This is a genomic window from Nocardioides sp. BGA-UO-ETr-FS32, from assembly GCF_059567905.1.
Map to the genome: position 1 here is coordinate 365379 of NZ_JCAQOX010000017.1, position 21251 is coordinate 386629.

Consider the following 21251-nt stretch of genomic DNA (forward strand, 5'->3'; position numbering starts at 1 on the left):
GTCAGGCCCGCGGGTCCCGGCCCGCGAACGCCACCAAACGCTCGTACGCGGACGCGTCGTCGGGCACGGACACCGCCGGGCCGAAGGCGCCGCCGCGGTTCTCCTCGGTCAACCCCTGCTGCATGAAGGCGAGGCCGCGCTCGGCCACCTCCTCGTCGAGCGGCATCGTGCGGCCGGTCGCGCGCAGCAGGTCCCACGTGTGGACACCGAGCTCGGCGCTCTGCCAGTCGGCCTGGCCGGCCTGCTCGTCGGACTGGCCGTGCCAGTGGTGGATGAGGTCGTCGGCGTGCGTTCGGAAGTGCGCGGTCAGGGCATCGGGCTCGACGCCGGTGCCGGCCGTCCAGTCGACCTCCTCCCCGCGCGCCATCTGCAGGAAGTGCTCGGGCGCGGCCGCCAGGTGGTCGGCGAGCTCACGCACGGTCCATCCGTGGCACGGTGTCGGCTTGTCGAGGTCCTCGGCGCGTACGGCGGCGAGGGCGTCGCCGGCCTGGTCGAGGGCGCGGGACAGGACGACGACGGGCTGGTGCGGACTGCTCATGGCTCCACCTCACTCCTCCGGTGGGGCCGGCGCAAGGGTCAATCGCCCTTGAGGTAGGCCAGCTGGGCGCGCACCGACAGCTCGGCGGCCCCCCACAGCACGGGGTCGACGTCGGCGTAGACGATCTCGACGATCGCGCGCGGCAGCGTCTCGTGGGGGAAGCTGCCGCCCTCCCGGGCGATCGCGTGCAGGTCGCGCAGCGCGTCGCGGACCTGGTCGAGCCGCTGCTGGCGGTGGGCGAGGTAGAAGTCGAGCGCACCGAGCGCGTCGTCGATGACCGGACCGTGCCCGGGCCAGACCGTGCTGATGCCCTGCTCGCCGCAGAGCGCGTGTAGCCGCTGGAGGGAGGAAAGGTACGCGCCGAGCTGGCCGTCGGGGTGCGCGACGACGGTGGTGCCGCGGCCCAGGACGGTGTCGCCGGTCAGCACGGCTCGGTCCTGCGGCACCACGAAGGACAGCGAGTCGGCGGTGTGGCCCGGCGTCGCCACGACGTGCAGCTCGAGGCCGCCGACGGCGACGACGTCGCCCTCGCCGAGGCCCTCGGAGCCGAGCCGGTAGGCCGGGTCGAGGGCGCGTACGCCGCATCCGTGCCGCTCGGCGTACTCCCGGGCGGCCTCGCTGTGGTCGGCGTGGTGGTGGGTCAGCAGCACCACGGACACGTCGCCGGCGGCTGCGTCGATCGCGTCGAGGTGCGAGGCGATCGAGGGACCGGGGTCGACGACGACCGAGCGCGAGGAGTCGGGGTCGCGCAGCACCCACGTGTTGGTGCCGTCGAGGGTCATCACGTCGGCGTTGGGGGCCAGCACGCAGGTGCCGGTGTCGCCGAAGGAGCCCCCGCTCCACGTCATTCGGGGTCCCCGGGGCGTTGTTCGGGGGAGCGCAGCGGAGGAGAAGAACGTCGTGGGGTGAAGCTCATCGTGCGGCCATCAACTCGGTGTAGTGCGGCGGCGTGGAGAGGATGAACTCGTCACCGTCGGCGACCACCTCGGGCATGAACATGTCGACAGTGCGGTCCTGCGCCGCGGCCAGCACGGAGTCGGGGTCGGCGTGCTGGCCGACCTCGAGGCAGGTCAGCCAGGTCGGGGGCAGCATGAGGATCTGCTGCTGCTCGACCTGCTCGACGGCGTCGAGCGCCCCGGTCCACGTGACCGACGACGACTCCGACGACACGTCGCGGGTGACCTGGCCCTCGGGCAGCCGGGCGACGAAGAACCACGTGCGGTAGCGGCGGGGCTCGAAGACCGGCGTGAGCCAGCCGGACCACGCGCCGAGCAGGTCGGTGCGCAGCACGAGCGAGCGCTTCTCGAGGAACTCGGTCAACGACGTCTCGCGCGACTCCAGGGCGACCCGGTCGGCCTCCCAGTCGTCACCGGTGGTGTCGGCCACGACGGAGTCGGCGTGCGCACCGGCGAGCAGGACACCCGACTCCTCGTACGTCTCCCGCACGGCCGCGCACACCAAGGCACGGGCCTTCGCCTCGTCGCAGCCGAGGCGGGACGCCCACTCGGCCGGGGACGGGCCGGCCCACAGCCCGCGGTCGAGCAGCTCGTCGTCGAAGTCGCGCGGGTCGACCCCGCCGCCGGGGAACACGCACATCCCGCCGGCGAAGGCCATCGACGTCTGCCGGCGCAGGAGGTAGACCTCCGGCCCGGCCTGCGCACGGACAGTGCCGGGGCGCAGCAGCACCACCGTGGCGGCGTCCCGCGGCTCCGCGGGCGCGGCCTCGCCCGAGGCGTACGAGCGGGCCTGCGCCACGAGGGCGTCCGGGAGCGGGAGTCGCTGCACGGAGGGTCAGACCTCGACGACGATCTCGACCTCGACCGGCACGTCGAGCGGGAGCACCGAGACGCCCACGGCGGAGCGGGCGTGCTTGCCGGCGTCGCCGAAGACCTCGCCGAGCAGCTCGGACGCGCCGTTGGCGACCTTGGGCTGGCCGGTGAAGTCCGGCGTGGAGGCGACGAAGACGACGACCTTGACCACGCGCTTGACGTCGTCGAGCGAGCCGATCTCGGCCTTCACCGCGGCGAGCGCGTTGAGGGCGCACTGCCGAGCGCACTCGTAGCCCTGCTCCTCGCTGACCTCGCCACCGAGCTTGCCGACCGCGATCATCTCGCCGTCGCGCGCGGGCAGCTGGCCTGCGGTGAAGACGAGGTTCCCGGTGCGGGCGGTGGGCTGGTAGGCCGCGACAGGAGGCACGACCTCCGGGACGGTGATCCCCAGCTCGGCGAGGCGGGCCTCGGCCGACACGTCAGGCCGCCTTCGCACGCTTGAGGAAGGCCACCAGGCCGCCCTGGGCGTTGGTGTGGATGGCCACCAGCTCCCAGCCGTCCTGGCCGAAGTTGTTGAGCATCAGGGCCTCGTTGTGGAGCGGAATCGGCGCCACCTGGTATTCCCACTGGGTCATGTCGGCACCCTACTCGGGCGCCACCAGGGTCGCACCGGCGTCCTCCCGTGGGCTGACGTACGCCGCCGCACCCGGCGTCTAGGGTCCGCACCATGGACTCCCACCCCTGGCGGCTCGGCCCACGCGGCCGGTGGTGGTTCGACGCGTCCCTCACCCTCGGACTGCTCGTCCCGGGCTTCATGGGGCACCTGCTGACCGGGCAGCCGCTCGCCGCCCTCCTGACGGCAGCGCAGGTGGCGCCGCTGTGGTGGCGCCGCGCCCACCCGAGCGCGGTCTTCGCGGCGGTCGCCCTCGCGAGTGCCGCCCAGGCACCCCTCCACGACCTGCCGATCCTCGGCCAGCTGGCCTTCCCGGTCGCGACCTACTCCGTGGCCAGGTGGGGCCCCCGACCGCACGGTGTGGCGGCGCTGCTCGTCGGCTACGTCGGGGCGGTCGTGGCCGCCTGGAGCTGGATCGGCGGCTTCGGCGCCCCGACGATCACCCTCTCCGCCGTCACGCCCTACGTCGTCACCATCAGCGCGATCGTCACCGCCGCGTGGGCGCTCGGGTTCGCCGCGCAGCAACGCGAGAGGTTCGTCGCCTCGCTGGTCGCGCGGGCCGAGCAGGCAGAACGGATCGCCGAGCGCGAGGTGGAGCTGGCGGCGCGCGACGAGCGCGCGCGCATCGCCCGCGAGATGCACGACGTGGTCGCGCACGGCCTGTCGGTGATGGTGGTGCAGGCGGACGGCGCCCGGTACGCCGCCGCCAAGGACCCCGACGTCGCGGTGGGCACGCTGGAGACCATCTCGACCACCGGGCGTGAGGCACTGACGGAGATGCGTCGGCTGCTGGGGCTGCTGCGCGACGGCGACACCGGAGTGGCGCCGCAGCCCGGCCTCGACGACGTACGCCACCTCGTCGACGAGGCCCGCGCGGCCGGGATGCGGGTTGAGGCCGACCTCCCGGAGGCGGCCCCGGACGTCCCGGACGGCGTCGGGCTGGCGGCGTACCGCATCGTCCAGGAGTCCCTCACCAACGTCCGCAAGCACGCCGGCCCCGGAGCCGTGGTGGCGCTGCGGGTCACCGTCGGTCGAGCGGTCGAGGTGGAGGTGCGCGACGACGGGCGCGGTGCGGCCGCGGCCTCGGACGGACGCGGCCTGGGCCTGACCGGGATGCGCGAGCGGGCCGCGGTGCACGGCGGCACGCTGGAGGCCGGCCCCGCCCCCGGCGGCGGGTTCGCGGTGTCTGCGAGGCTGCCGCTGTGAGCGAGCACGACGTGACGACACCGATCCGCGTCTTCCTGGTCGACGACCAGCAGATGGTGCGCGCCGGCTTCCGGATGCTCGTCGAGAGCCAGGACGACATGGTCGTCGTGGGCGAGGCGGGGGACGGCGGCGAGGCGCTCGAGCGGCTCGCGGTCACCGCTGCCGACGTCGTGCTGATGGACGTCCGGATGCCGCGTCTCGACGGCGTCGAGGCCACCCGGCGGTTGCTGGCGGTGCCCGGCGCGCCGCGCGTCATCGTGCTGACCACCTTCGACCTCGACGAGCACGCCTTCGCAGCGATCCGCGCCGGCGCCTCCGCCTTCCTGCTCAAGGACGCCGCCCCGCCCGACCTGCTGGGCGCGATCCGGTCGGTGGTGGCCGGCGACTCCGTCGTCGCTCCGAGCACCACCCGCCGGTTGCTCGACCACTTCGCCGCCCTGCCGGACCCCGCCGTGCCCGCGGTGGCCGACGACCGGCTCGACCCGCTCACCGAGCGCGAGGTCGAGGTGCTCACCCTCATCGCGCGCGGCCGCACCAACACCGAGATCGCCGCCGACCTCGTCGTCGCCGAGACGACCGTGAAGACGCACGTCGGCCGGATCCTGGCCAAGACCGGTTCGCGCGACCGCGTCCAGCTCGTGGTGCTGGGCTACGAGTCCGGTCTCGTCCGGGCGTGAGGCGCGGTGGGGGCTGGAGTCACCGGATATCCGGTGACCGCCCTGCTTATCGGTAGAGATCTCTACCGATAAGCACGAAACCCGGGTGCAAACCCCGCCGTCCGCCGTCCTCCCCAGGTCGTACGCCGGACCGCGGCGTACGACCGCGGACCGACCGCAGGTCCGTGCCCCGGGCCGACGATCGGGAGGCCGCCGACGACGAGCGTTGTCCCCATGACGACGACACTCGACACCGGCACCACAACCCCGACCGGCACCGCCACCGCGGCGAGCGCCCGCGGACTGACCCGCACCTACGGCGACGGCGACAGCACCGTCCATGCCCTGCGTGGCGTCGACCTCGACCTGCCGGCCGGCCGCTTCACCGCGATCATGGGCCCGAGCGGCTCCGGCAAGTCGACCCTCATGCACTGCCTCGCGGGCCTCGACGCGGCCACCTCCGGCACCGTCACCGTCGCCGGCCGCGACCTCGCCGGGCTCGACGACACCGCGCTGACCCTCTTCCGCCGCGAGCACATCGGCTTCGTCTTCCAGGCCTTCAACCTGCTCCCGATGCTGACCGCCGGGCAGAACATCCTGCTCCCCCTCGAGCTCGCCGGCCGAGCCGTCGACCGGGACCGCTACGACCAGGTGGTCGGGGTCCTCGGCCTCGCCGACCGGCTCGGCCACCTGCCCAGCCAGCTCTCCGGCGGCCAGCAGCAGCGCGTCGCGATCGCCCGCGCGCTGGTCACCCAGCCCGACATCGTGTTCGCCGACGAGCCCACCGGCAACCTCGACAGCGAGGCCAGCGCCGAGGTGCTCGGCCACCTGCGCCGCTCGGTCCGCGAGCTCGGCATGACCGTGGTGATGGTGACCCACGAGCTCGATGCCGCGGCGTACGCCGACGACGTCGTCGTCATCCACGACGGCGCCGTCACCGCCCACCTCACCGACCCCGGCCAGGACCAGCTGGTCGCCGCGCTGCGCGGGCGGATCGCCTGATGCGCACCGTGCTCGTGGCGTCGATGCGCCACCACACCCGCCGGTACGTCGCCGCATCCGTCGCGGTGGCGATCGGCGTGGCCTTCATCGTGGTCGTCGGGATGCTCACCGGCGCCACCCGCTCCGGCCTGACCGCCGACGTCGGCGCGCCCGTGCGGGGTGTCGACCACGTCGTGACGACGTCCACCACCGAGGACGTGACCAGCCTCGTCGAGGCGGCCGCCGACACCGGCGTCCCGGCGCTGACCCTCGGCTTCGCCATGGAGCCGGTCACCCGCGACGGCGTCCAGCTCGCCGCGAGCGTCGACGTCGCGGAGGCGGCGCTCGACCCGCGCATGCAGTGGCAGGACCTGGAGGACGGACGGTTCCCCGCCGCGGCCGGCGAGGCCCTGGCCGACGTCAACCGCGCCAAGAGCAACGACGTCCGGCTCGGCGACGTCGTGCGGGTCGGCACCGGGGACGCTGCGGTCGACGTGGAGGTCGTCGGCATGGTCGACAGCCCGGCCGCGATGGGCGCCGCGCTCTACGTGCCGTGGGACGACCTGCGCCGCCTCGAGGACACCCTCTGGGTCCACGCGGTCGCCTGGGGCGGGTCGGCCGAGCAGGCCCGTACGGCCGCCCCCGACGCCACCGTCGAGCCCGCCGCCGACTGGGTCGCCGCCCGCCAGGCGGAGATCTCGCGCGGCGTCGACGTCATCGCGATCATGGCGCTGCTCTTCGTCGCGATCGCGCTCTTCGTCGGCGTGCTGGTCATCACCAACACCTTCGCCATCCTCTTCGCCCAGCGGATGCGTGACTTCGCACTGCTGCGCTGCGTCGGGGTGACCCGCCGGCAGCTGCGCCGCGCGATCCGGCTCGAGGCGCTCGCACTCGGCCTGGTGGCGGCCGCCGTCGGGGTCGTCCTCGGCGCGCTGGCCGGCACCGGGCTGGTGGCCCTCGTCCGGCGCTGGTTCACCGACATGGGTCCGGCCGCGCTCGATCCCGTGTGGACCGGTACGGCCTTCGCGGTCGGCACGCTCGTCACGCTCGGGGCCGCCTGGCTCCCGACGCGTACGGCGACGCGGGTCGCCCCGCTGGCCGCGCTCCGACCGGACACGGGGGTCGACGTCCGCTCCGCCGCGGGGCGCTGGCGCCTCGGCCTCGCCGCGCTCTGCCTCACGGGCGGCAGCGCCCTGCTCGCCCTCGCCGTGGCCGCCAGCTCGCTGCCTGCGATGCTCGCGGGCGGCGTCGTGTCCTTCGTCGGCGTGCTGCTCGTGGGACCGGTGCTGGTGCCGCGGTTGATCCGGCTCGCGGACCGCCTGCCCGCGGCCGGTCCCGTACGCCGGCTCGCCACCGGCAACGCCGTGCGCAACCCGCGGCGTACGGCGACCACCGCGGCGTCGCTGCTCGTCGGCGTCACCCTCACCACGGCCATCCTGACCGGGCTGGCGTCGTCGCGGACCGCGATCGACCGCGACATGGACGAGTCCTACCCCCTCGACGCCACGATCACCGCCGTCGATGCGCCGCTCGAGGTGGCCCTCGTCGACCGGGTGGCCGGGACGACCGGGGTCACCGACGCGCGCAGCCTCGACGGCACCGTGGCCACGGCCGGTGGGGTGGAGATCCCGCTGCTGGGTGCCGGCGCCGACACCGGAGTCGTGCGCGGCCCGGCCGATCTAGCCCCCGCGGACGGGGTCGTGCTGCTGCCGTACGCGGTCGTCGAGGAGCTGCCGACCCGCGCGGCCGACCGGGTGTGGGAGGACGCCGAGCTCACCGTCGTGGTCGCCGGTCGCGAGCGCACCCTGCAGGTCGAGACCGGCAGCGGCTGGGGCCGGGCGGGCCTGGTCTCGCCGGCCACGCTCGCGGCGCTCGACCCCGACCCGCGCCCGATGGCGGTCTGGGCGCGGGCCGGCGACGGCACGGACGCCGAGGACCTCTCCGGCGACCTCGCGGCGCTCGCCGGGGCGGCCGGCGCCGAGCTGGGCGGCGGCTTCGGCAACCGCACCTGGGTCGACCTGCAGGTCGACATCCTGACCGGGGCTGTCGTCGGGCTGATGGCCGTCGCGATCGTGATCGCCCTGGTCGGCATCGCCAACACCCTCGGCCTCTCCGTGCTCGAGCGGGCCCGGGAGAACGCGCTGCTGCGGGCGATGGGCCTGACCCGCCGGCAGCTGCGGCGGGCGATGGCCGTCGAGGGCCTGCTGCTGTCGTCCGTCGCGACCGTCCTCGGCACCGCCATCGGTCTCGTGTTCGCGTGGGTGGGCGTGCAGGTCATGGTGGCCGGCGTCGTGGACGGAGCCGGGTTCACGGTGCCGGTGTGGCAGATCGGCGCGGTCGCCGCCTTCGCCGGGCTCGCCGGCCTGGCCGCGTGCGTCGTGCCCGCCCGCCGGGCGGCACGGGTGACGCCGGCGGCCGGGCTCGCGCTGGAGTGAGCGTGGCCGCTCCCGGTGGTCGAGGTGCGAGCGCAGCGAGCCTCGAAACCACGGCGGACCGTGGTTTCGAGGCTCGTCGCTTGCGCTCGGGGTCAGTGCGTCTTCCGGCTGACCAGCACGCCGAGCACCGTGTAGCCGACGAGCAGGTGGACGCAGGCCACGACGAGGCCGACCGTCTCGCCGAGGAGGACGAGCGACGGGACCGAGACGACCGCCCAGCTCTCGGCGACCATCGGCCACCAGCGCGAGGCCCCCTGCCAGCGTCCGGCGATCGCGATCCGGATTCCGATGAGGAACATGCCGAGCATCGACAGCGGCCAGAAGGCGTCGAGCGCCGCCCAGTAGGGCTTGCTCAGGTCGGAGACGGCGATCGCGTCGACGAAGGTCGAGCAGACGGCGAGCGCGATGAACGCCGCCTCCAGCCTCAGGACGACCCGCGCGAGCCTGCCCTCTCCGAGCGCCCGGGTCCTCCAGAGCACCCGCAGCAGGAAGAACAGCCCGAGCTGGAAGAGCGCGGCGCCGGCTCCGTGCAGGGCCAGCGGCACGGTCTCGGTGGGGTCGAAGCCGAAGAAGGCCATGCCGAGCGACCAGGCGACGGCACCGAGGCTGAGCATCCGGCCGTGGACGAGGTAGGGACGGGACGGGGTCCCGGTCTCCGCCGCGGGGATGGCGACGTCGGAGCGGGCCGGAGTGGGGGTGTGCGAGACGGTCACGGTCGTGACTCCTGTTCGTTCGGGTGTCGGGACGCCGCGGGAGCGGCATGCCGGAACACTGGCCGTCCGGTCGACCCGGACGGCAGGGAGCGCGGTCCCGACGTCGGCCCGTTCGGCCGTCCCTGCGCGAGGGGACCCTGGTCCCGGGACACCGGGACCTGCCCGCGGTGATACTGCTGCCCGTGACGACCCAGACGACCGCGCGCACGATCCTCGTCGCCCGACGCCTGCGGCCGGGCTCGGTGCTGCTCGGCCTCGTCGCAGTCGGGACGCTGGTCGTCTCGGTCTGGCTGGACCTGTCCACCACCGCGGCCGAGCGCGCGGCCTCGGAGACGGGGAGCGCGTCGGGCACGGTCCTGCCCGGGGTGCTGCTGGCGCTCTCGGCCGCGATCGTCCTGCACGCCCGGCCCGGCCACACCGTCGGACGCGTGCTGGCCGCGGTGGGCCTCGTCTGGGCGATCGACGGCGTGCTGTCCGGATGGGCGACCTACGCCTACGCCCACGACTTCCCGGGCACGGCCTTCGCCCTCTGGTACGTCGCCCGGTTCGGCGCCACGCTGCTGTCCGGCCTGGTGTGGCTGCTCGCGCTCTACCCCACGGGACGGCTGCTTCCCGGCCGAGCCCGGCCCTGGGGGGTCGCGGTGCTCGTCGCGGCGCTCGCCCTGCCACTCATGCTCGTCCTGGCCCCCGACGCCGTGGTCTTCGCCGACACCGGCCCCTCCGACGTGTCGACCCAGCTGGTGTCGCTGCCCCTGTCGGACGCCGTCTGGGCGGGGCTGCTCGTCGTGGCGCAGGCATTGACGCTCGGGTCGGTGGTCGCGGCCGTCGCGCTGCTCTGGGTGCGCCACCGGCAGGCGTCGGCGACGGAGCGCACGCAGCTGAAGTGGCTGCTGTGGGCCGGGATCATGTGCGTGCTGATGGTGCTGGCGGCCGTCAGGCTGTCCGTCGGCGGCATAGTGACCTCGATCCTCCTCGGCACGGCCGTCGCGGCGCTGGCCGTGTCGGTGACGATCGGGCTGGTGCGGCCCGACGTGGGGGACGTGGACGCGCTCGTGGCATGGACGCTGACGACCGCCGTGGTGGCCGCGTTCGTCGTCGCGGTCGACCTCGCCGTGCTGGCCGTCGGCACCGCGCTCCTCGGGGAGCGGCTCGACGAGCGCGACGTCGCCCTGGTGGTGCTGGTGCTGGCGGTCGTCGTCTACGGCCCCCTCCGCAGCTGGCTCGGCGGGCTGGTGCACCGGCTGCTGCTGGGCCGTCGCGGCGACCGCTACGGCGCGGTGTCGTCGCTCGCCGCCCGGCTCGAGACGACCGGCAGCGTGGACGAGCAGCTGCCGGCCCTCGCCGGGGCGGTCGCCGACACGTTCAAGGTGGGCTACGTGCGCGTGGAGGTGCTCACCCACGACGGCGGCCGCCTGTCCGCCGCGCACGGCGCCGAGCCTGCCGAGGTGCAGGAGATCGACATCGCCTACCGCGACGAGCGCATCGGCCGCCTCGTCCTGCCCGTGCAGGGGTTCCGGTCGATGCTGTCGCACCGCGACCAGGGGCTGCTCGTCGACCTCGTCCGCCAGGCGGCCGTCGCGATCCGCGCCCGGCTCCTCGCCTCCGAGCTGCAGGAGAGCCGCGAGCGACTGGTGATCGGTCGCGAGGACGACCGTCGTCGGATCCGCCGCGACCTGCACGACGGCCTCGGTCCGGCGCTGGGCGGTGTCGCCCTCCGGCTCCAGGCCGCCGGCAACGCGATCGACGCCGATCCCGCCCGCGCCCGCGACCTGGTGGCGCTGGCCCGCACCGAGGTGAGCGAGGCGCTCGACGACGTACGGCGCCTCGTGCACGACCTGCGCCCTCCGGCCCTCGACGACCTCGGGCTGGAGGCCGCCGTGCGGCAGCAGGCCGAGCGGGTGCGGTCCGAGGTCGAGGTGACGGTCGTCGCCGAGGACCTGTCCGGCCTGCCCGCCGCCGTCGAGGTGGCGGCCTACCGCATCGTGGCCGAGGCCCTGACCAACGTGGTCAGGCACGCCGGCGCCCGCCGGGCCGACGTACGCCTCGAGGCCGGGGCGTCAGCGCTCACGGTCACCGTCGCCGACGACGGTCGCGGCATCGCCGAGGACGTCAACGCCGGGGTGGGACTGCTGTCGCTGCGCGAGCGGGCCGAGGAGCTCGGCGGGCGGTGCGAGGTGCGGTGCCCCGAGGGCGGGGGCACGACCGTGCGCGCGGTGCTCCCGTACGGCGCCGGGGTCGTCCACACTGAGGTCCCCACCGATCGCCACTCCGGGGTGGAGAGGAGCGCCCGATGACCGCACCGATCCGGCTGCTGATCGCCGACGACCACCCGGTCTACCGCGACGGCCTGGCCTCGCTGCTCGACCCGCTGCCGGGGATCGAGGTGGTCGCCCGCGCCTCCGACGGGGCCGAGGCGGTCGCGCTGGCCGCAGAGCACCGGCCCGACGTGGTGGTGATGGACGTGCAGATGCCGGTGATGAACGGCATCGAGGCCACCCGCGAGGTCGTCGCCGCGCACCCCGGCGTCGGCGTGCTCGTGCTGACGATGGGCGAGGACGACGGCACCGTGCTGTCGGCCCTGCGGGCCGGGGCGCGAGGCTACCTCCGCAAGGGCGCCGAGCAGGACGAGATCGTCCGGGCGATCTCCACGGTCCACGGCGGCGGCGTCGTCTTCGGCGCCTCCCTGGCGGCACGGATCGCGGAGGTGCTGACCCCGCCCGCCCGTCCCGAGCGGCCGTTCCCCGAGCTGACCGAGCGGGAGACCGAGGTGCTCGACCTGATCGCCGCGGGGCGCTCCAACCCGCAGATCGCGCAGCAGCTGTTCCTGTCCCCCAAGACGATCCGCAACAACATCACCAGCATCCTCGCCAAGCTCCAGGCGACCGACCGGGCCGACGTGATCATCCGGGCGAGGGACGCCGGCCTCGGCAGGCACTAGATTCCGGACATGGAGCGCACCGACGCGGCCGAGAGCCGCGAGAAGAGCAGCGGGCTCGACCCGTTCGAGAGGTTCGTCGAGCTGTCGACCAAGGCGATCAGCCGGGCGCCGTTCTTCGCGGTCGTGGTCGCGGTGCTGGTCATCTGGGCGGCGAGCTACCCCCTGTGGAAGTCCACCACCAAGTGGGAGCTGGCGATCCACACCTTCGCCGCGGTGCTGTCGCTGCTGCTGCTCGTGCTGCTCGAGAACGCCGGGCGCCGCAACACCGAGGCGATGCAGGAGAAGCTCAACGTCCTCGCCGAGGCCCTCGCCGCGCTGATGGAGTCACGCGGCGCCGACGACCCCGCACTCCTCGAGGCCGCCGAGGAGCTCCGCCAGGCGGTGGGTCTCGAGGAGCGCCACTAGCCCGCCAGCAGGCGCAGCGTCTCCTCGCGGGCCGGCGAGGTGCGTACGTCGGCCCCGAGCGCCGCACCCGCGACGGGGTGCACCATCACCTCGTCGACGCCGTACTGCTGGGCGAGCTCCTCGAGGCGCGTACGCGCCTGGTCGGGCGAGCCGACGATCCAGCGCGCGGCCATGGCGCGGCCCAGCGAGCGCTGGTCGGGGGTCATCTCGACGGCCTCGGCGTCCTCGACGAGGCGCTGCGGGTGGAGCGGGGCGCCGGTGCGGAGCGCGATCATCTGCTGCACGTTGGGGAGCGCCCGGCGGTGCGCCTCCTCCTCGGTCTCGGCCACGACGGCGTTGACGGTGAGGAAGGTGCGCGGCTCGGGGTGCTCGGGCGAGGGCCGGTAGGACGAGCGGTAGAGGTCGAGCGCGACGGCGGTGCCCTCGCCGGAGAAGTGGTGCGCGAAGACGTACGGCAGCCCCTTCTCCGCGGCCAGCCGGGCGGAGTAGTCGGACGACCCGAGGAGCCACATCTCGGCGACCGATCGGGCCGACGGCGTCGCGCGCAGGGGCTGCCGGCGCGGGCCGACCTGGAGCTCGACACCCTCGGTCGTCATCAGCGTCCGGACGTCCTCGACGTAGTCGGCGAACTTCGCCACCGCCTCGTCCGCGGACTCCGCGCTGCCGCCGCGCAGGACGTACCTGGTGAGGGGGTCGGTGCCGGGCGCGCGGCCGATGCCGAGGTCGATGCGGCCGGGGTGCGCCGCCTCCAGCAGCGCGAACTGCTCGGCCACCACGAGCGGTGCGTGGTTGGGGAGCATCACGCCTCCGGAGCCGACCCTGATCCGCTCGGTCGCCGCGGCCAGCATCGCGATCAGGACCGGCGGGTTGGTGGCAGCGACGGCCGGCATGTTGTGGTGCTCGGCGACCCAGTAGCGGCGGTAGCCGAGCTCGTCGGCCACCTGGGCAAGGCAGCGGGACGCGGCGATCGCGTCGCCGGTGGTCTGGTCGCTGCGGACGGGCACGAGGTCGAGCACGGAGAGGGCAGTCACTGTCTGCCCAGCGCCACCGAGGGTGCGGATATTCCGATTGACCTCACGTGCACCTGAGGTCCTACCGTCCTGAACGTGAGCACGACCACCACCACCGAGCCGCGGGAGCGGATCCTCTCCCCCGCCTACGCCGCGACGACGGTCGCGATGTTCGCCCTGATCGCGTTCGTCGCCTTCGAGGCGATGGCCGTCACGACGGTGATGCCGACCGTCGCGCGCGACCTCGGCGGGCTCGAGCTGTACGCCCTCGCGTTCGCCGCGCCGCTCGCGAGCGGGGTCGTCGGGATGGTCGCCGCCGGCATGTGGAGCGACCGTACCGGCCCGGTGGTGCCGCTGCTGGCGTCGCTGGCGCTGTTCTCGGCCGGCCTGCTCGTGTGCGGCCTGGCTCCGTCGATGGAGGTCCTCCTCGCCGGCCGGGTGCTGCAGGGGCTCGGCGGCGGCGCGCTCACCGTGGGGCTCTACGTCGTCGTCGGGCTGGTCTTCCCCGCCGCGATGCGACCCGCGGTCTTCGCGTCGTTCGCGGCCGCCTGGGTGCTGCCGGCGCTGTTCGGCCCGGGGCTCGCGGCACTGGTCGCGGACGTCTGGTCGTGGCGCTGGGTCTTCCTCGGCACCGTCGGCTTCGTGGCCGTCGCGCTGGTGCTGCTCGCCCCGGCGCTGCGCGGGCTCGAGCCGCACGCCGAGGGCGTGACGACCCCGTCCGTACGCCTCTGGTGGGCCGGGCTCGGCGCCGTGGCGGTGCTCGTGCTGGAGCTGGCCGGCTCGGCCCGCGGCGTCGCCGCCCTCGGCGGGCTTGCTGCGCTGGCGGGGGTCTGGGTCTCGCTCGGCCGCCTGCTGCCGCCCGGCAGCCGTACGCTCCGCCGCGGGCTGCCGGCGGTGGTCGCCACCCGCGGCCTGTTGGCCGCGACCTTCTTCTGCGCCGAGGCCTACATCGTCTACGTCCTGCAGGAGCACTGGGACCTGTCGCCGGGCCGCGCCGGCATCGCGCTGACCTGCGTCGGGATCGTGTGGGCCGCCGCCAGCCAGGTGCAGTCCCGCCTTGGCGAACGCGTCTCGCACACCCGCGCGATGGTGGTCGGCACGGGCCTCGTGCTCGCCGGCCTGACCGCGCTCGCGCTGTCCGTGCTCGCGCACGACGCCGGCGCCCGCCCGACCGCCGTCCTGCCGGCAGCGGCGTACGTCCTCGCCGGCGCGGGCATGGGGTTCGCCTATCCGCGCACCGGGGTGGCGATGCTGGAGGCGTCGACCGACCGCGACCGGGGCTTCAACTCCTCGGCCCTGTCGGTGGCCGACTCCCTCGGCGCCGCGCTGGCGCTGTCGGTGGCCGGTGCCGCGTTCGCGGCGGCCGAGCGGCAGGGCCTCGACCCGTTCCTGACGGTCTTCGCCTTCGCGGCCGTCGCGGCGGTGCTCGGGGTGCTGGCGGCGTCGCGGACGCGTACGGCCTGAGTCCGGCCGGCCCCACGGGGGCTGGGGCCGACCGGACGGATCGCGGGAGCGGTCAGCTCCGGGTTCAGGAGGCCTGCTCGAGGGTGGGGTAGTCGGTGTAGCCCTCGGCGCCGCCGCCGTAGAAGGTGTCGGGGTTCGGCGCGTTGAGCTCCGCTCCCGCCCGCCAGCGCTCGGCGAGGTCGGGGTTGGCGAGGAACTGCCGACCCACGACCACCGCGTCGGCGAGCCCGGTCTCGAGGAGCTGCTCGACCGACTCGAGCGTGGTGAGGTCGCCGAAACCGTCGTTGAGGAGCACGACGCCGTCGAAGCGCTCGCGCAGGTCGCGGACCAGCGACTCGAGCGGCTCCAGGGGGCTGGCCAGCAGGCTCAGGTAGGCGAGGCCGAGCGGGGCGACGGCGTCGACCACGGCGCGGTAGGTGGCGGTCAGGTCGGTGCCGATCTCCTCGCCGATGCCGTTGAACTGGTGCGCCGGGCTCAGGCGCAGCCCGACCCGCTCGGCGCCGATCGCGTCGGCGACGGCCGTGACGACCTCGATGACGAAGCGCGCGCGGTTCTCCGGCGAGCCGCCGTAGACGTCGTCGCGCAGGTTGACCGTCGGGTCGAGGAACTGGTGCAGCAGGTAGCCGTTGGCGGCGTGCACCTCGACGCCGTCGAGGCCGGCCGCGACGGCGTTGCGGGCCGCGGTGACGAAGTCGGCGACCAGGCCGGCGACCTCGTCGGTCTCGGGGGCGCGCGGGACGTCGTGGGGCTGGGGACCGGACGCGGTCACCATCTCGCCCGGCGCCTGCACCGCGCTCGGGGCGACCGTCTCGACGCCGTCCTTGTTGTCGGCGTGGGCGATACGACCGGCATGCATGAGCTGCGCGACGATCACGCCGTCGCGGGCGTGCACGGCGTCGGCGACGAGGCGCCAACCGGCGACCTGCTCGTCGGTGTAGAGGCCCGGCACGTTCAGGTAGCCCTGGCCGACGTGGCTGGGGGCGGTCCCCTCGGTGACGATCAGCCCGGCGCCGGCACGCTGCGCGTAGTACTCCGCGTTGAGCTCGGTCGGGGCGTTGCCCTCACCGGCGCGGTTGCGGGTCAGCGGGGCCATCACGAAGCGCTGCGGGAGCTTCCAGGGGCCGACGGCGAGGGGCTCGAATGCACGGGACATGAAGGACTGCCTCCAGAGGGGGTTGAGGACGGTACGACTCCCTCAGCCACCCGGCGCCGGTCGATGTTCCCCGACGAGAGCAGGCTCACACGCCTGCGCGGCCCCCGATCCGGTGGGCCTTGCGGACATCAGGTGACCTGAATCGCCCCTACGGTCGGGTCATGGACATGAAGCTCGAGCTGGTGATGGTGCCCGTGACCGACGTCGACCGGGCCAAGGAGTTCTACGAGAAGGTCGGCTTCCACGTCGACCACGACCAGACGGTCAGCGACGAGGTGCGGTTCGTGCAGATGACCCCGCCGGGCTCGGCCTGCTCCATCGCCTTCGGCAAGGGATTGACGCGCCTCGCGCCCGGCTCGCTCGACAACCTGCAGATGGTGGTGGCGGACGCCGACGCCGTACGCGCCGAGCTGCTCGAGCGCGGCATCGAGGTCAGCGACGTCGACGAGCTCGCCTGGGGCCGGTTCGTCTTCTTCGCCGACCCCGACGGCAACGGCTGGTCGCTCCAGCAGCTCCCGGACCGCGCCTCCTCCTCGGTGGGTTGAGTAGCACCCTCCGCGGCGGTTGAGGTGCGAGCGCAGCGAGCCTCGAAACCACTTCCGAGGTCGCTGGCCAGCACCCATCAACAGCCGTGGCCACTGTTCATGGGCACTGTCGGTTGGTGTCCGTAGACTCGAACACATGATCGATACGCTGGCAGCGGAGGCACGAGGGGTCGCAGACGACCTCTCGGCCGCCGACGTGCTGTCAGCGATCCGCGACCGCAAGGCGGACGAGGACCGGGCCGCGGCCGACCAGCTCGTGCTTGCCGCCCGGTGGGCGGACCTGCACCCGCCGGAGTCGATCCACGACGCGGCCTCGTTCACCGTCCCTGGGTGTGAGCACGAGGAGCCCATCGCCGGCGAAGGTGCCCCGCTGGTGGCGGAGTTCTGCGTCGCCGAGCTCGGCACCACCCTCGGCATCTCCACCATGGCGGCGAAGAAGCTCATCGGCCACGCCCTCGAGCTCCGCCACCGCCTGCCCCGGCTGTGGGACCAGGTCCACGCCGGGCGAGTACCGGCGTGGCGGGCGCGCGCGGTCGCGGAGGTCACCATCCACTCCTCGCCCGCACTCACGGCCGAGGCGGCGGGTTTCGTCGACTCCCAGGTCGCCGCCGTCGCAGGGAGGATCGGGTCGGCGCAGCTCGACCGGCTGGTGGCGGAGACGATCAAGCGGTACGACCTCGCGACCGCCGACCCGTCGAAGGATCCGGAGGACGGGTGGCAGCACGTCGACCCGCGTCATGTCACCGCGAACAAGGACGACGTCCACTACGCCGGGACGATACGCATCGAGGCGGAGGTCGACCTCGCCGACGCCCTCGACCTCGACCGAGCCGTGGCCCACGGTGCGGAGGTCCAGAAGGCTCTCGGATCCGAGCTGTCGCTCGACGCACGACGCGCCAAGGCCCTCGGTGAGCTCGCCCGGACGCAGACCGCGCTCGACCTCGCCTTCCAGGACGGTGCAGTCAAGGGCGATGGCGACGACGAGAGCAACGACAATCTGCCGGCCGCTCGCGAGGTTGTGATCCACGCCCATTTCGACGCCAGCTTCTCCGGCGACACCACGGTGTTCGGGCCCACCGGGCGGATGGAGAACGGGCAGCGCCTCGTCCTGCTCGACCAGATCAAGTCGTGGTGCGCCGACTCGCGCACCGAGGTCACCATCAAGCCGGTCATCGACCTCAACGCCCAGCTCACCGCCCCGGGCTACGAGATCCCCGACCGCATGCGCGAGCAGATCCAGCTCCGGGATCGCACGTGCGTTTTCCCGTGGTGCACCCGCCCGGCCCGGGCCTGCGACGTCGACCACCTCGTCGCCTACGACCCCGACGCCGAAGCCGAGGGCAGACCACAGCCCGGACCCACGCAGACCGACAATCTCGCCTGCCTGTGCCGCTTCCACCACCGCCTCAAGACCCACTCGCCCTGGCGCTACGAGATGACCGCGCCCGGAGAGTTCGAGTGGACCTCGCCCCACGGCCACCGCTACCGACGCGACCGCACCGGCACCACCGACCGCGAACCACCCGCACCGCCCGGCATCCCGCGACCACGCCGACGATGAACCCGCCCCACACCCCGCCGATCCGAGAACGGCGGGGGTGCAGGCGCGCCACGGAAAGGGACTGAAGGCAAAGGTCCTCTTCAGGCTCAGTGGTCGGGCACGAGCAGGTTGACGGTGGTGATCCGTCCCTCGTCGTCGATCCACAACCAGACCGCCCAGTCGTCGTCGCAGGATCTCAGCTCGGCGGGGTACATCACGATCTGACGTTCGACGGGGAGACCGCTGGGGAGAGCGCCGCGGTCGATGAGCTCGCAGCTCTGGCCGTCGGGAAGACGAGTCACATCGCTGAACTCACCGGTCTCGACCTGACCGTCGCGTCCAGCGACGACCCAGGGCGAAACTTCGCAGTCATCCGGCGCGCCCGCGGAGCAGAGCGACCACGTGGCCGGATCGTCCGCGGCAGTCGCGGTGACCGTGGCCCACGGGGCGTAGCCGAGCAGCTGCTGGACCTCGGGTGCCCAGGCCGGTGGCGGCCCGCCCCGGGCGAAGCGCAGGAACGCGCGCGCGGCCGCGTCGAGCCCGGCGCAGTCGCGGACGGCGTGTGGGACCTCCACGACGAGAGTGACCGCCCCGTACCAGTCAGGTTGGTCCTCGCGGTCCGTCTCCACGGCCCGCTGGCTCGGCGCCTGCTCCACCACGTCGCGGCGCGGGTGACACGTTTCCTGTTCCTCGACCAGGGTGGGGTACCCGGCAGCCGTGACTTCGTCCCGTGCCTCGGTCAGGGGAAGGCCGACCACGTCGGGGATCGGTTCCAGGTCACTCCCGTGCGCACTCTCGGACCAAGCGACCACGGTGTCGATGGCGCCGGCAGTCTCGTACAACGCGACCCGGGCGGGGCAACGCGACCTCGTGGCGCCTTCCGCGAAGTCGACGCTGAGGGTGAGCGCCTCGCGATCTGCGACGTCTCGCGGCCGCGCAACTCCGCACCAGGTGTCGGGCGGAGTGCCTGCGGTGACCTGCAGCTGGGGCGTGCGGTAGGAGTCGCCGACGCGCAACACCTGCTCGCTGCCACGACGAAGGATGTCCAGCGCGGAGTCTTCTCCCCAAGCGCCGCGAGCGGCGTCCGCTGCGGACATCGTCCCAGTCCGCACACCGTCCACGAAGAGGCGAACCTCGTCGGTGAAACGCGGAGCCGGGCCCCGGCCGGTGGCGAAGTCGACGAACCGCCAGGGCCGCCGAGCATCAGCTGCGCAGTCGGTGTTGGCAGCCTGGTGGGACAACAGGACCGTCACCGCTGCTCCCGGCGACACCGACGCCCCGGCGGCGGGCTCGGTCCCTACCGGACGACCCGCCGGGTCACAGCTGATCTGCTCGCCGTAGCGCACTTCCAGACCTCGCTCACCAAGCAGGATGCCGGCCGACTCGCGGGTGTGTCCGAAGACTGACGGCACGGTGCCCTCGGGAGTGCCGGCGAGGATGACTGGGACCGCCTTGACGCCGGCCCCTGCGACGGTGGGGTTGCTCGACGTGTCGTCGCTGCACCCCGTCAAGGCGGCGACCAGGAGTGCGCACCCCACGGTGACCGCTCGGCGCCACCGCATGCTCATGGCCTCGATGATGGCGCAACCGGCGGACCGCAGGTTGTCGAATCGCGCAGTCCGACGGTCCCTGAGCGACAGCCAGCGCCCCCGAGCAGTGGTGCCGGCCGTCAGACCAGCTCCGGCTCCGTCTTCTCCCGCACCTCGTCCTCGGTGACCCCGGGGGCGAGCTCGACGAGCTTCAGCGCCCGGTCGCCGAGAGTCCCCGACGGGGCGACCTCACCCGTGGCGGGGTCGATCACGTCGATGACGGCGAGGTCGGTGATGATCCGCTGCACCACGCGCTTGCCGGTGTAGGGCAGGTCGCACTCGTTCAGGATCTTCAGCGAGCCGTCCTTGGCGGTGTGCTCCATCAGCACGATCACCCGCTTGGCTCCGTGGACCAGGTCCATCGCGCCGCCCATGCCCTTGACCATCTTGCCGGGGATCATCCAGTTCGCGATGTCACCGACCGCGGAGACCTGCATCGCCCCGAGGATCGCGGCGTCGATCTTGCCGCCGCGGATCATCCCGAACGACTGCGCGGAGTCGAAGAACGACGCGCCCTTGCGCAGCGTCACCGTCTCCTTGCCCGCGTTGATCAGGTCGGGGTCCTCCTCGCCCTCGAAGGGGTACGCCCCCACGCCGAGGATGCCGTTCTCGCTCTGCAGCACCAGCTCCACGTCGTCGGCGACGTAGTTGGGCACCAGCGTCGGCAGCCCGATCCCGAGGTTGACGTACGACCCGTCCTTGAGCTCCGAGGCCGCCCGCGCGGCCATCTCCTCACGCGTCCAGCTCATGTCAGCCTCCCAGTCCGTGCGTCGCGGCGTCGTCAGCGGGAGCGGCACCCGTCGGCCGTGGCCGCGTCGTGACCCGCTCGATCCTCTTGTCCGCCGCCTGCTCCGGGGTCAGCGCGACCACGCGCTGCACGTAGACACCCGGGGTGTGGATGTCGTTGGGGTCCAGCTCACCGGGCTCGACGAGCTCCTCGACCTCCGCGATCGTCACCCGGCCGCACATCGCGGCGAGCGGGTTGAAGTTGCGCGCGGACTGCCGGTAGATCAGGTTGCCGTGCCGGTCGCCCTTCCAGGCGCGTACGAGCCCGAAGTCGGCCACGATCGCCTCCTCGAGGACGTACTCCTTGTCGCCTTCGGCGGTGGAGAAGACCTTGGTCTCCTTCGGCGGCGAGGCGACGAGCACGTTGCCCTCGGAGTCGTACTTCCACGGCAGGCCGCCCTCGGCGACCTGGGTGCCGACACCGGTCGCGGTGTAGAAGCCCGGGATCCCCGAACCACCCGCGCGCATCCGCTCGGCCAGCGTGCCCTGAGGCGTCAGCTCGACCTCGAGCTCGCCGGAGAGGTACTGACGCGCGAACTCCTTGTTCTCCCCGACGTAGGAGGAGATCATCCGCCGGATCCGCTTCGCGAACAGGAGCCTGCCCAGCCCCCACTCGTCCACACCGCAGTTGTTCGAGACCGCCTCGAGGTCGGTCGTGCCGGCCTCGAGCAGCGCGTCGATGAGCACCGACGGGATGCCGGAGAGGCCGAAACCGCCGACCGCGAGGGTCGCACCGTCCGGGATGTCAGCGACCGCCTCGGCCGCGGAAGAGACCACTTTGTCCATGCCCGAGACCCTAGCGGCCGTGTGACCGACGCCACCGTGTGGGCACGGACCACAATCCAGGGTC

General features: G+C 73.4%; 21 protein-coding genes. 10 read left to right on the forward strand and 11 right to left on the reverse strand.

Features of this window, described 5'->3' with window-relative positions:
- Position 1 precedes the first annotated feature (1 nt).
- From AC57BS_RS21940 to sp36, 5 genes are all read right to left on the reverse strand, one after another.
- Entirely contained in the window at positions 2-538 is a 537-nt protein-coding gene (locus AC57BS_RS21940; protein ID WP_496413576.1) for a TIGR03086 family metal-binding protein, read from the reverse strand.
- A gap of 38 nt (positions 539-576) precedes the next feature.
- Positions 577-1386: an MBL fold metallo-hydrolase gene (locus AC57BS_RS21945; RefSeq protein ID WP_496413577.1), complete on the reverse strand. Its 810-nt coding sequence runs from the start codon at positions 1384-1386 to the stop codon at positions 577-579.
- Positions 1387-1450: 64 nt separating this feature from the next.
- Complete coding sequence (locus AC57BS_RS21950) at positions 1451-2323, reverse strand: NUDIX hydrolase (RefSeq protein ID WP_496413578.1); 873 nt, start codon at positions 2321-2323, stop codon at positions 1451-1453.
- Positions 2324-2329: 6 nt separating this feature from the next.
- Entirely contained in the window at positions 2330-2785 is a 456-nt protein-coding gene (locus tag AC57BS_RS21955) for a RidA family protein (RefSeq protein WP_496413579.1), read from the reverse strand.
- 1 nt (position 2786) lies between these two features.
- The gene (sp36, locus tag AC57BS_RS21960) at positions 2787-2942 is read right to left on the reverse strand and encodes a Sp36 family protein (RefSeq protein WP_191194160.1); all 156 of its coding nucleotides are present in this window, start codon (positions 2940-2942) and stop codon (positions 2787-2789) included.
- A 92-nt stretch (positions 2943-3034) separates the two neighbouring features.
- Between sp36 and AC57BS_RS21965 the strand changes: the two genes are divergently transcribed.
- From AC57BS_RS21965 to AC57BS_RS21980, 4 genes are all read left to right on the forward strand, one after another.
- Positions 3035-4186 carry a sensor histidine kinase gene (locus AC57BS_RS21965; RefSeq protein WP_496413580.1) on the forward strand — a complete coding sequence of 384 codons (1152 nt, stop codon included), beginning with the start codon at positions 3035-3037 and terminating at the stop codon, positions 4184-4186.
- 11 nt (positions 4187-4197) lie between these two features.
- The gene (locus tag AC57BS_RS21970) at positions 4198-4863 is read left to right on the forward strand and encodes a response regulator (RefSeq protein ID WP_496414217.1); all 666 of its coding nucleotides are present in this window, start codon (positions 4198-4200) and stop codon (positions 4861-4863) included.
- Positions 4864-5076: 213 nt separating this feature from the next.
- Positions 5077-5844: an ABC transporter ATP-binding protein gene (locus AC57BS_RS21975; RefSeq protein ID WP_496413581.1), complete on the forward strand. Its 768-nt coding sequence runs from the start codon at positions 5077-5079 to the stop codon at positions 5842-5844.
- On the forward strand, positions 5844-8258 hold the full coding sequence (locus AC57BS_RS21980; protein ID WP_496413582.1) for an ABC transporter permease: 2415 nt from the start codon (positions 5844-5846) through the stop codon (positions 8256-8258). Before AC57BS_RS21975 ends, AC57BS_RS21980 begins: the two co-directional genes overlap by 1 nt.
- 92 nt (positions 8259-8350) lie before the next feature.
- Here the strand turns inward: AC57BS_RS21980 and AC57BS_RS21985 are convergent, their stop codons facing one another.
- Positions 8351-8971: a hypothetical protein gene (locus AC57BS_RS21985; protein WP_496413583.1), complete on the reverse strand. Its 621-nt coding sequence runs from the start codon at positions 8969-8971 to the stop codon at positions 8351-8353.
- Positions 8972-9153: 182 nt separating this feature from the next.
- Between AC57BS_RS21985 and AC57BS_RS21990 the strand changes: the two genes are divergently transcribed.
- Genes AC57BS_RS21990 through AC57BS_RS22000 form a run of 3 tightly spaced genes read left to right on the forward strand, consistent with a single transcriptional unit; the run spans position 9154 to position 12314 of the window.
- Positions 9154-11265, forward strand: coding sequence for a sensor histidine kinase (locus tag AC57BS_RS21990; protein ID WP_496413584.1), 2112 nt, complete (start codon positions 9154-9156; stop codon positions 11263-11265).
- A complete protein-coding gene (locus AC57BS_RS21995; RefSeq protein ID WP_496413585.1) occupies positions 11262-11909 on the forward strand; it encodes a response regulator transcription factor in 648 nt (215 codons plus the stop codon). The genes AC57BS_RS21990 and AC57BS_RS21995 overlap by 4 nt, the downstream gene beginning before the upstream one ends.
- A 9-nt stretch (positions 11910-11918) precedes the next feature.
- Positions 11919-12314: a low affinity iron permease family protein gene (locus tag AC57BS_RS22000; protein ID WP_496413586.1), complete on the forward strand. Its 396-nt coding sequence runs from the start codon at positions 11919-11921 to the stop codon at positions 12312-12314.
- On the opposite strand, the gene AC57BS_RS22005 is transcribed toward AC57BS_RS22000, so the two are convergent.
- Entirely contained in the window at positions 12311-13345 is a 1035-nt protein-coding gene (locus AC57BS_RS22005; RefSeq protein ID WP_496413587.1) for an LLM class flavin-dependent oxidoreductase, read from the reverse strand. The genes AC57BS_RS22000 and AC57BS_RS22005 overlap by 4 nt on opposite strands.
- A 75-nt stretch (positions 13346-13420) precedes the next feature.
- On the opposite strand from AC57BS_RS22005, the gene AC57BS_RS22010 reads away from it, so the two are divergent.
- Complete coding sequence (locus AC57BS_RS22010) at positions 13421-14788, forward strand: MFS transporter (protein ID WP_496413588.1); 1368 nt, start codon at positions 13421-13423, stop codon at positions 14786-14788.
- 64 nt (positions 14789-14852) lie between these two features.
- On the opposite strand, the gene AC57BS_RS22015 is transcribed toward AC57BS_RS22010, so the two are convergent.
- A complete protein-coding gene (locus tag AC57BS_RS22015; protein ID WP_496413589.1) occupies positions 14853-15941 on the reverse strand; it encodes an alkene reductase in 1089 nt (362 codons plus the stop codon).
- A 161-nt stretch (positions 15942-16102) separates the two neighbouring features.
- Between AC57BS_RS22015 and AC57BS_RS22020 the strand changes: the two genes are divergently transcribed.
- Together AC57BS_RS22020 and AC57BS_RS22025 are read left to right on the forward strand one after the other, a co-directional pair.
- Positions 16103-16486, forward strand: coding sequence for a VOC family protein (locus AC57BS_RS22020; RefSeq protein ID WP_496413590.1), 384 nt, complete (start codon positions 16103-16105; stop codon positions 16484-16486).
- Positions 16487-16622: 136 nt separating this feature from the next.
- Complete coding sequence (locus AC57BS_RS22025; protein ID WP_496413591.1) at positions 16623-18047, forward strand: HNH endonuclease signature motif containing protein; 1425 nt, start codon at positions 16623-16625, stop codon at positions 18045-18047.
- A gap of 86 nt (positions 18048-18133) precedes the next feature.
- Here the strand turns inward: AC57BS_RS22025 and AC57BS_RS22030 are convergent, their stop codons facing one another.
- The 3 genes from AC57BS_RS22030 to AC57BS_RS22040 all read right to left on the reverse strand — a co-directional run bounded on the left by AC57BS_RS22030 (position 18134) and on the right by AC57BS_RS22040 (position 21187).
- Positions 18134-19594 carry a hypothetical protein gene (locus tag AC57BS_RS22030; RefSeq protein ID WP_496413592.1) on the reverse strand — a complete coding sequence of 487 codons (1461 nt, stop codon included), beginning with the start codon at positions 19592-19594 and terminating at the stop codon, positions 18134-18136.
- A 101-nt stretch (positions 19595-19695) separates the two neighbouring features.
- A complete protein-coding gene (locus AC57BS_RS22035; protein WP_496413593.1) occupies positions 19696-20364 on the reverse strand; it encodes a 3-oxoacid CoA-transferase subunit B in 669 nt (222 codons plus the stop codon).
- Position 20365: 1 nt separating this feature from the next.
- Positions 20366-21187: a CoA transferase subunit A gene (locus AC57BS_RS22040; protein ID WP_496413594.1), complete on the reverse strand. Its 822-nt coding sequence runs from the start codon at positions 21185-21187 to the stop codon at positions 20366-20368.
- Positions 21188-21251: the final 64 nt, after the last annotated feature.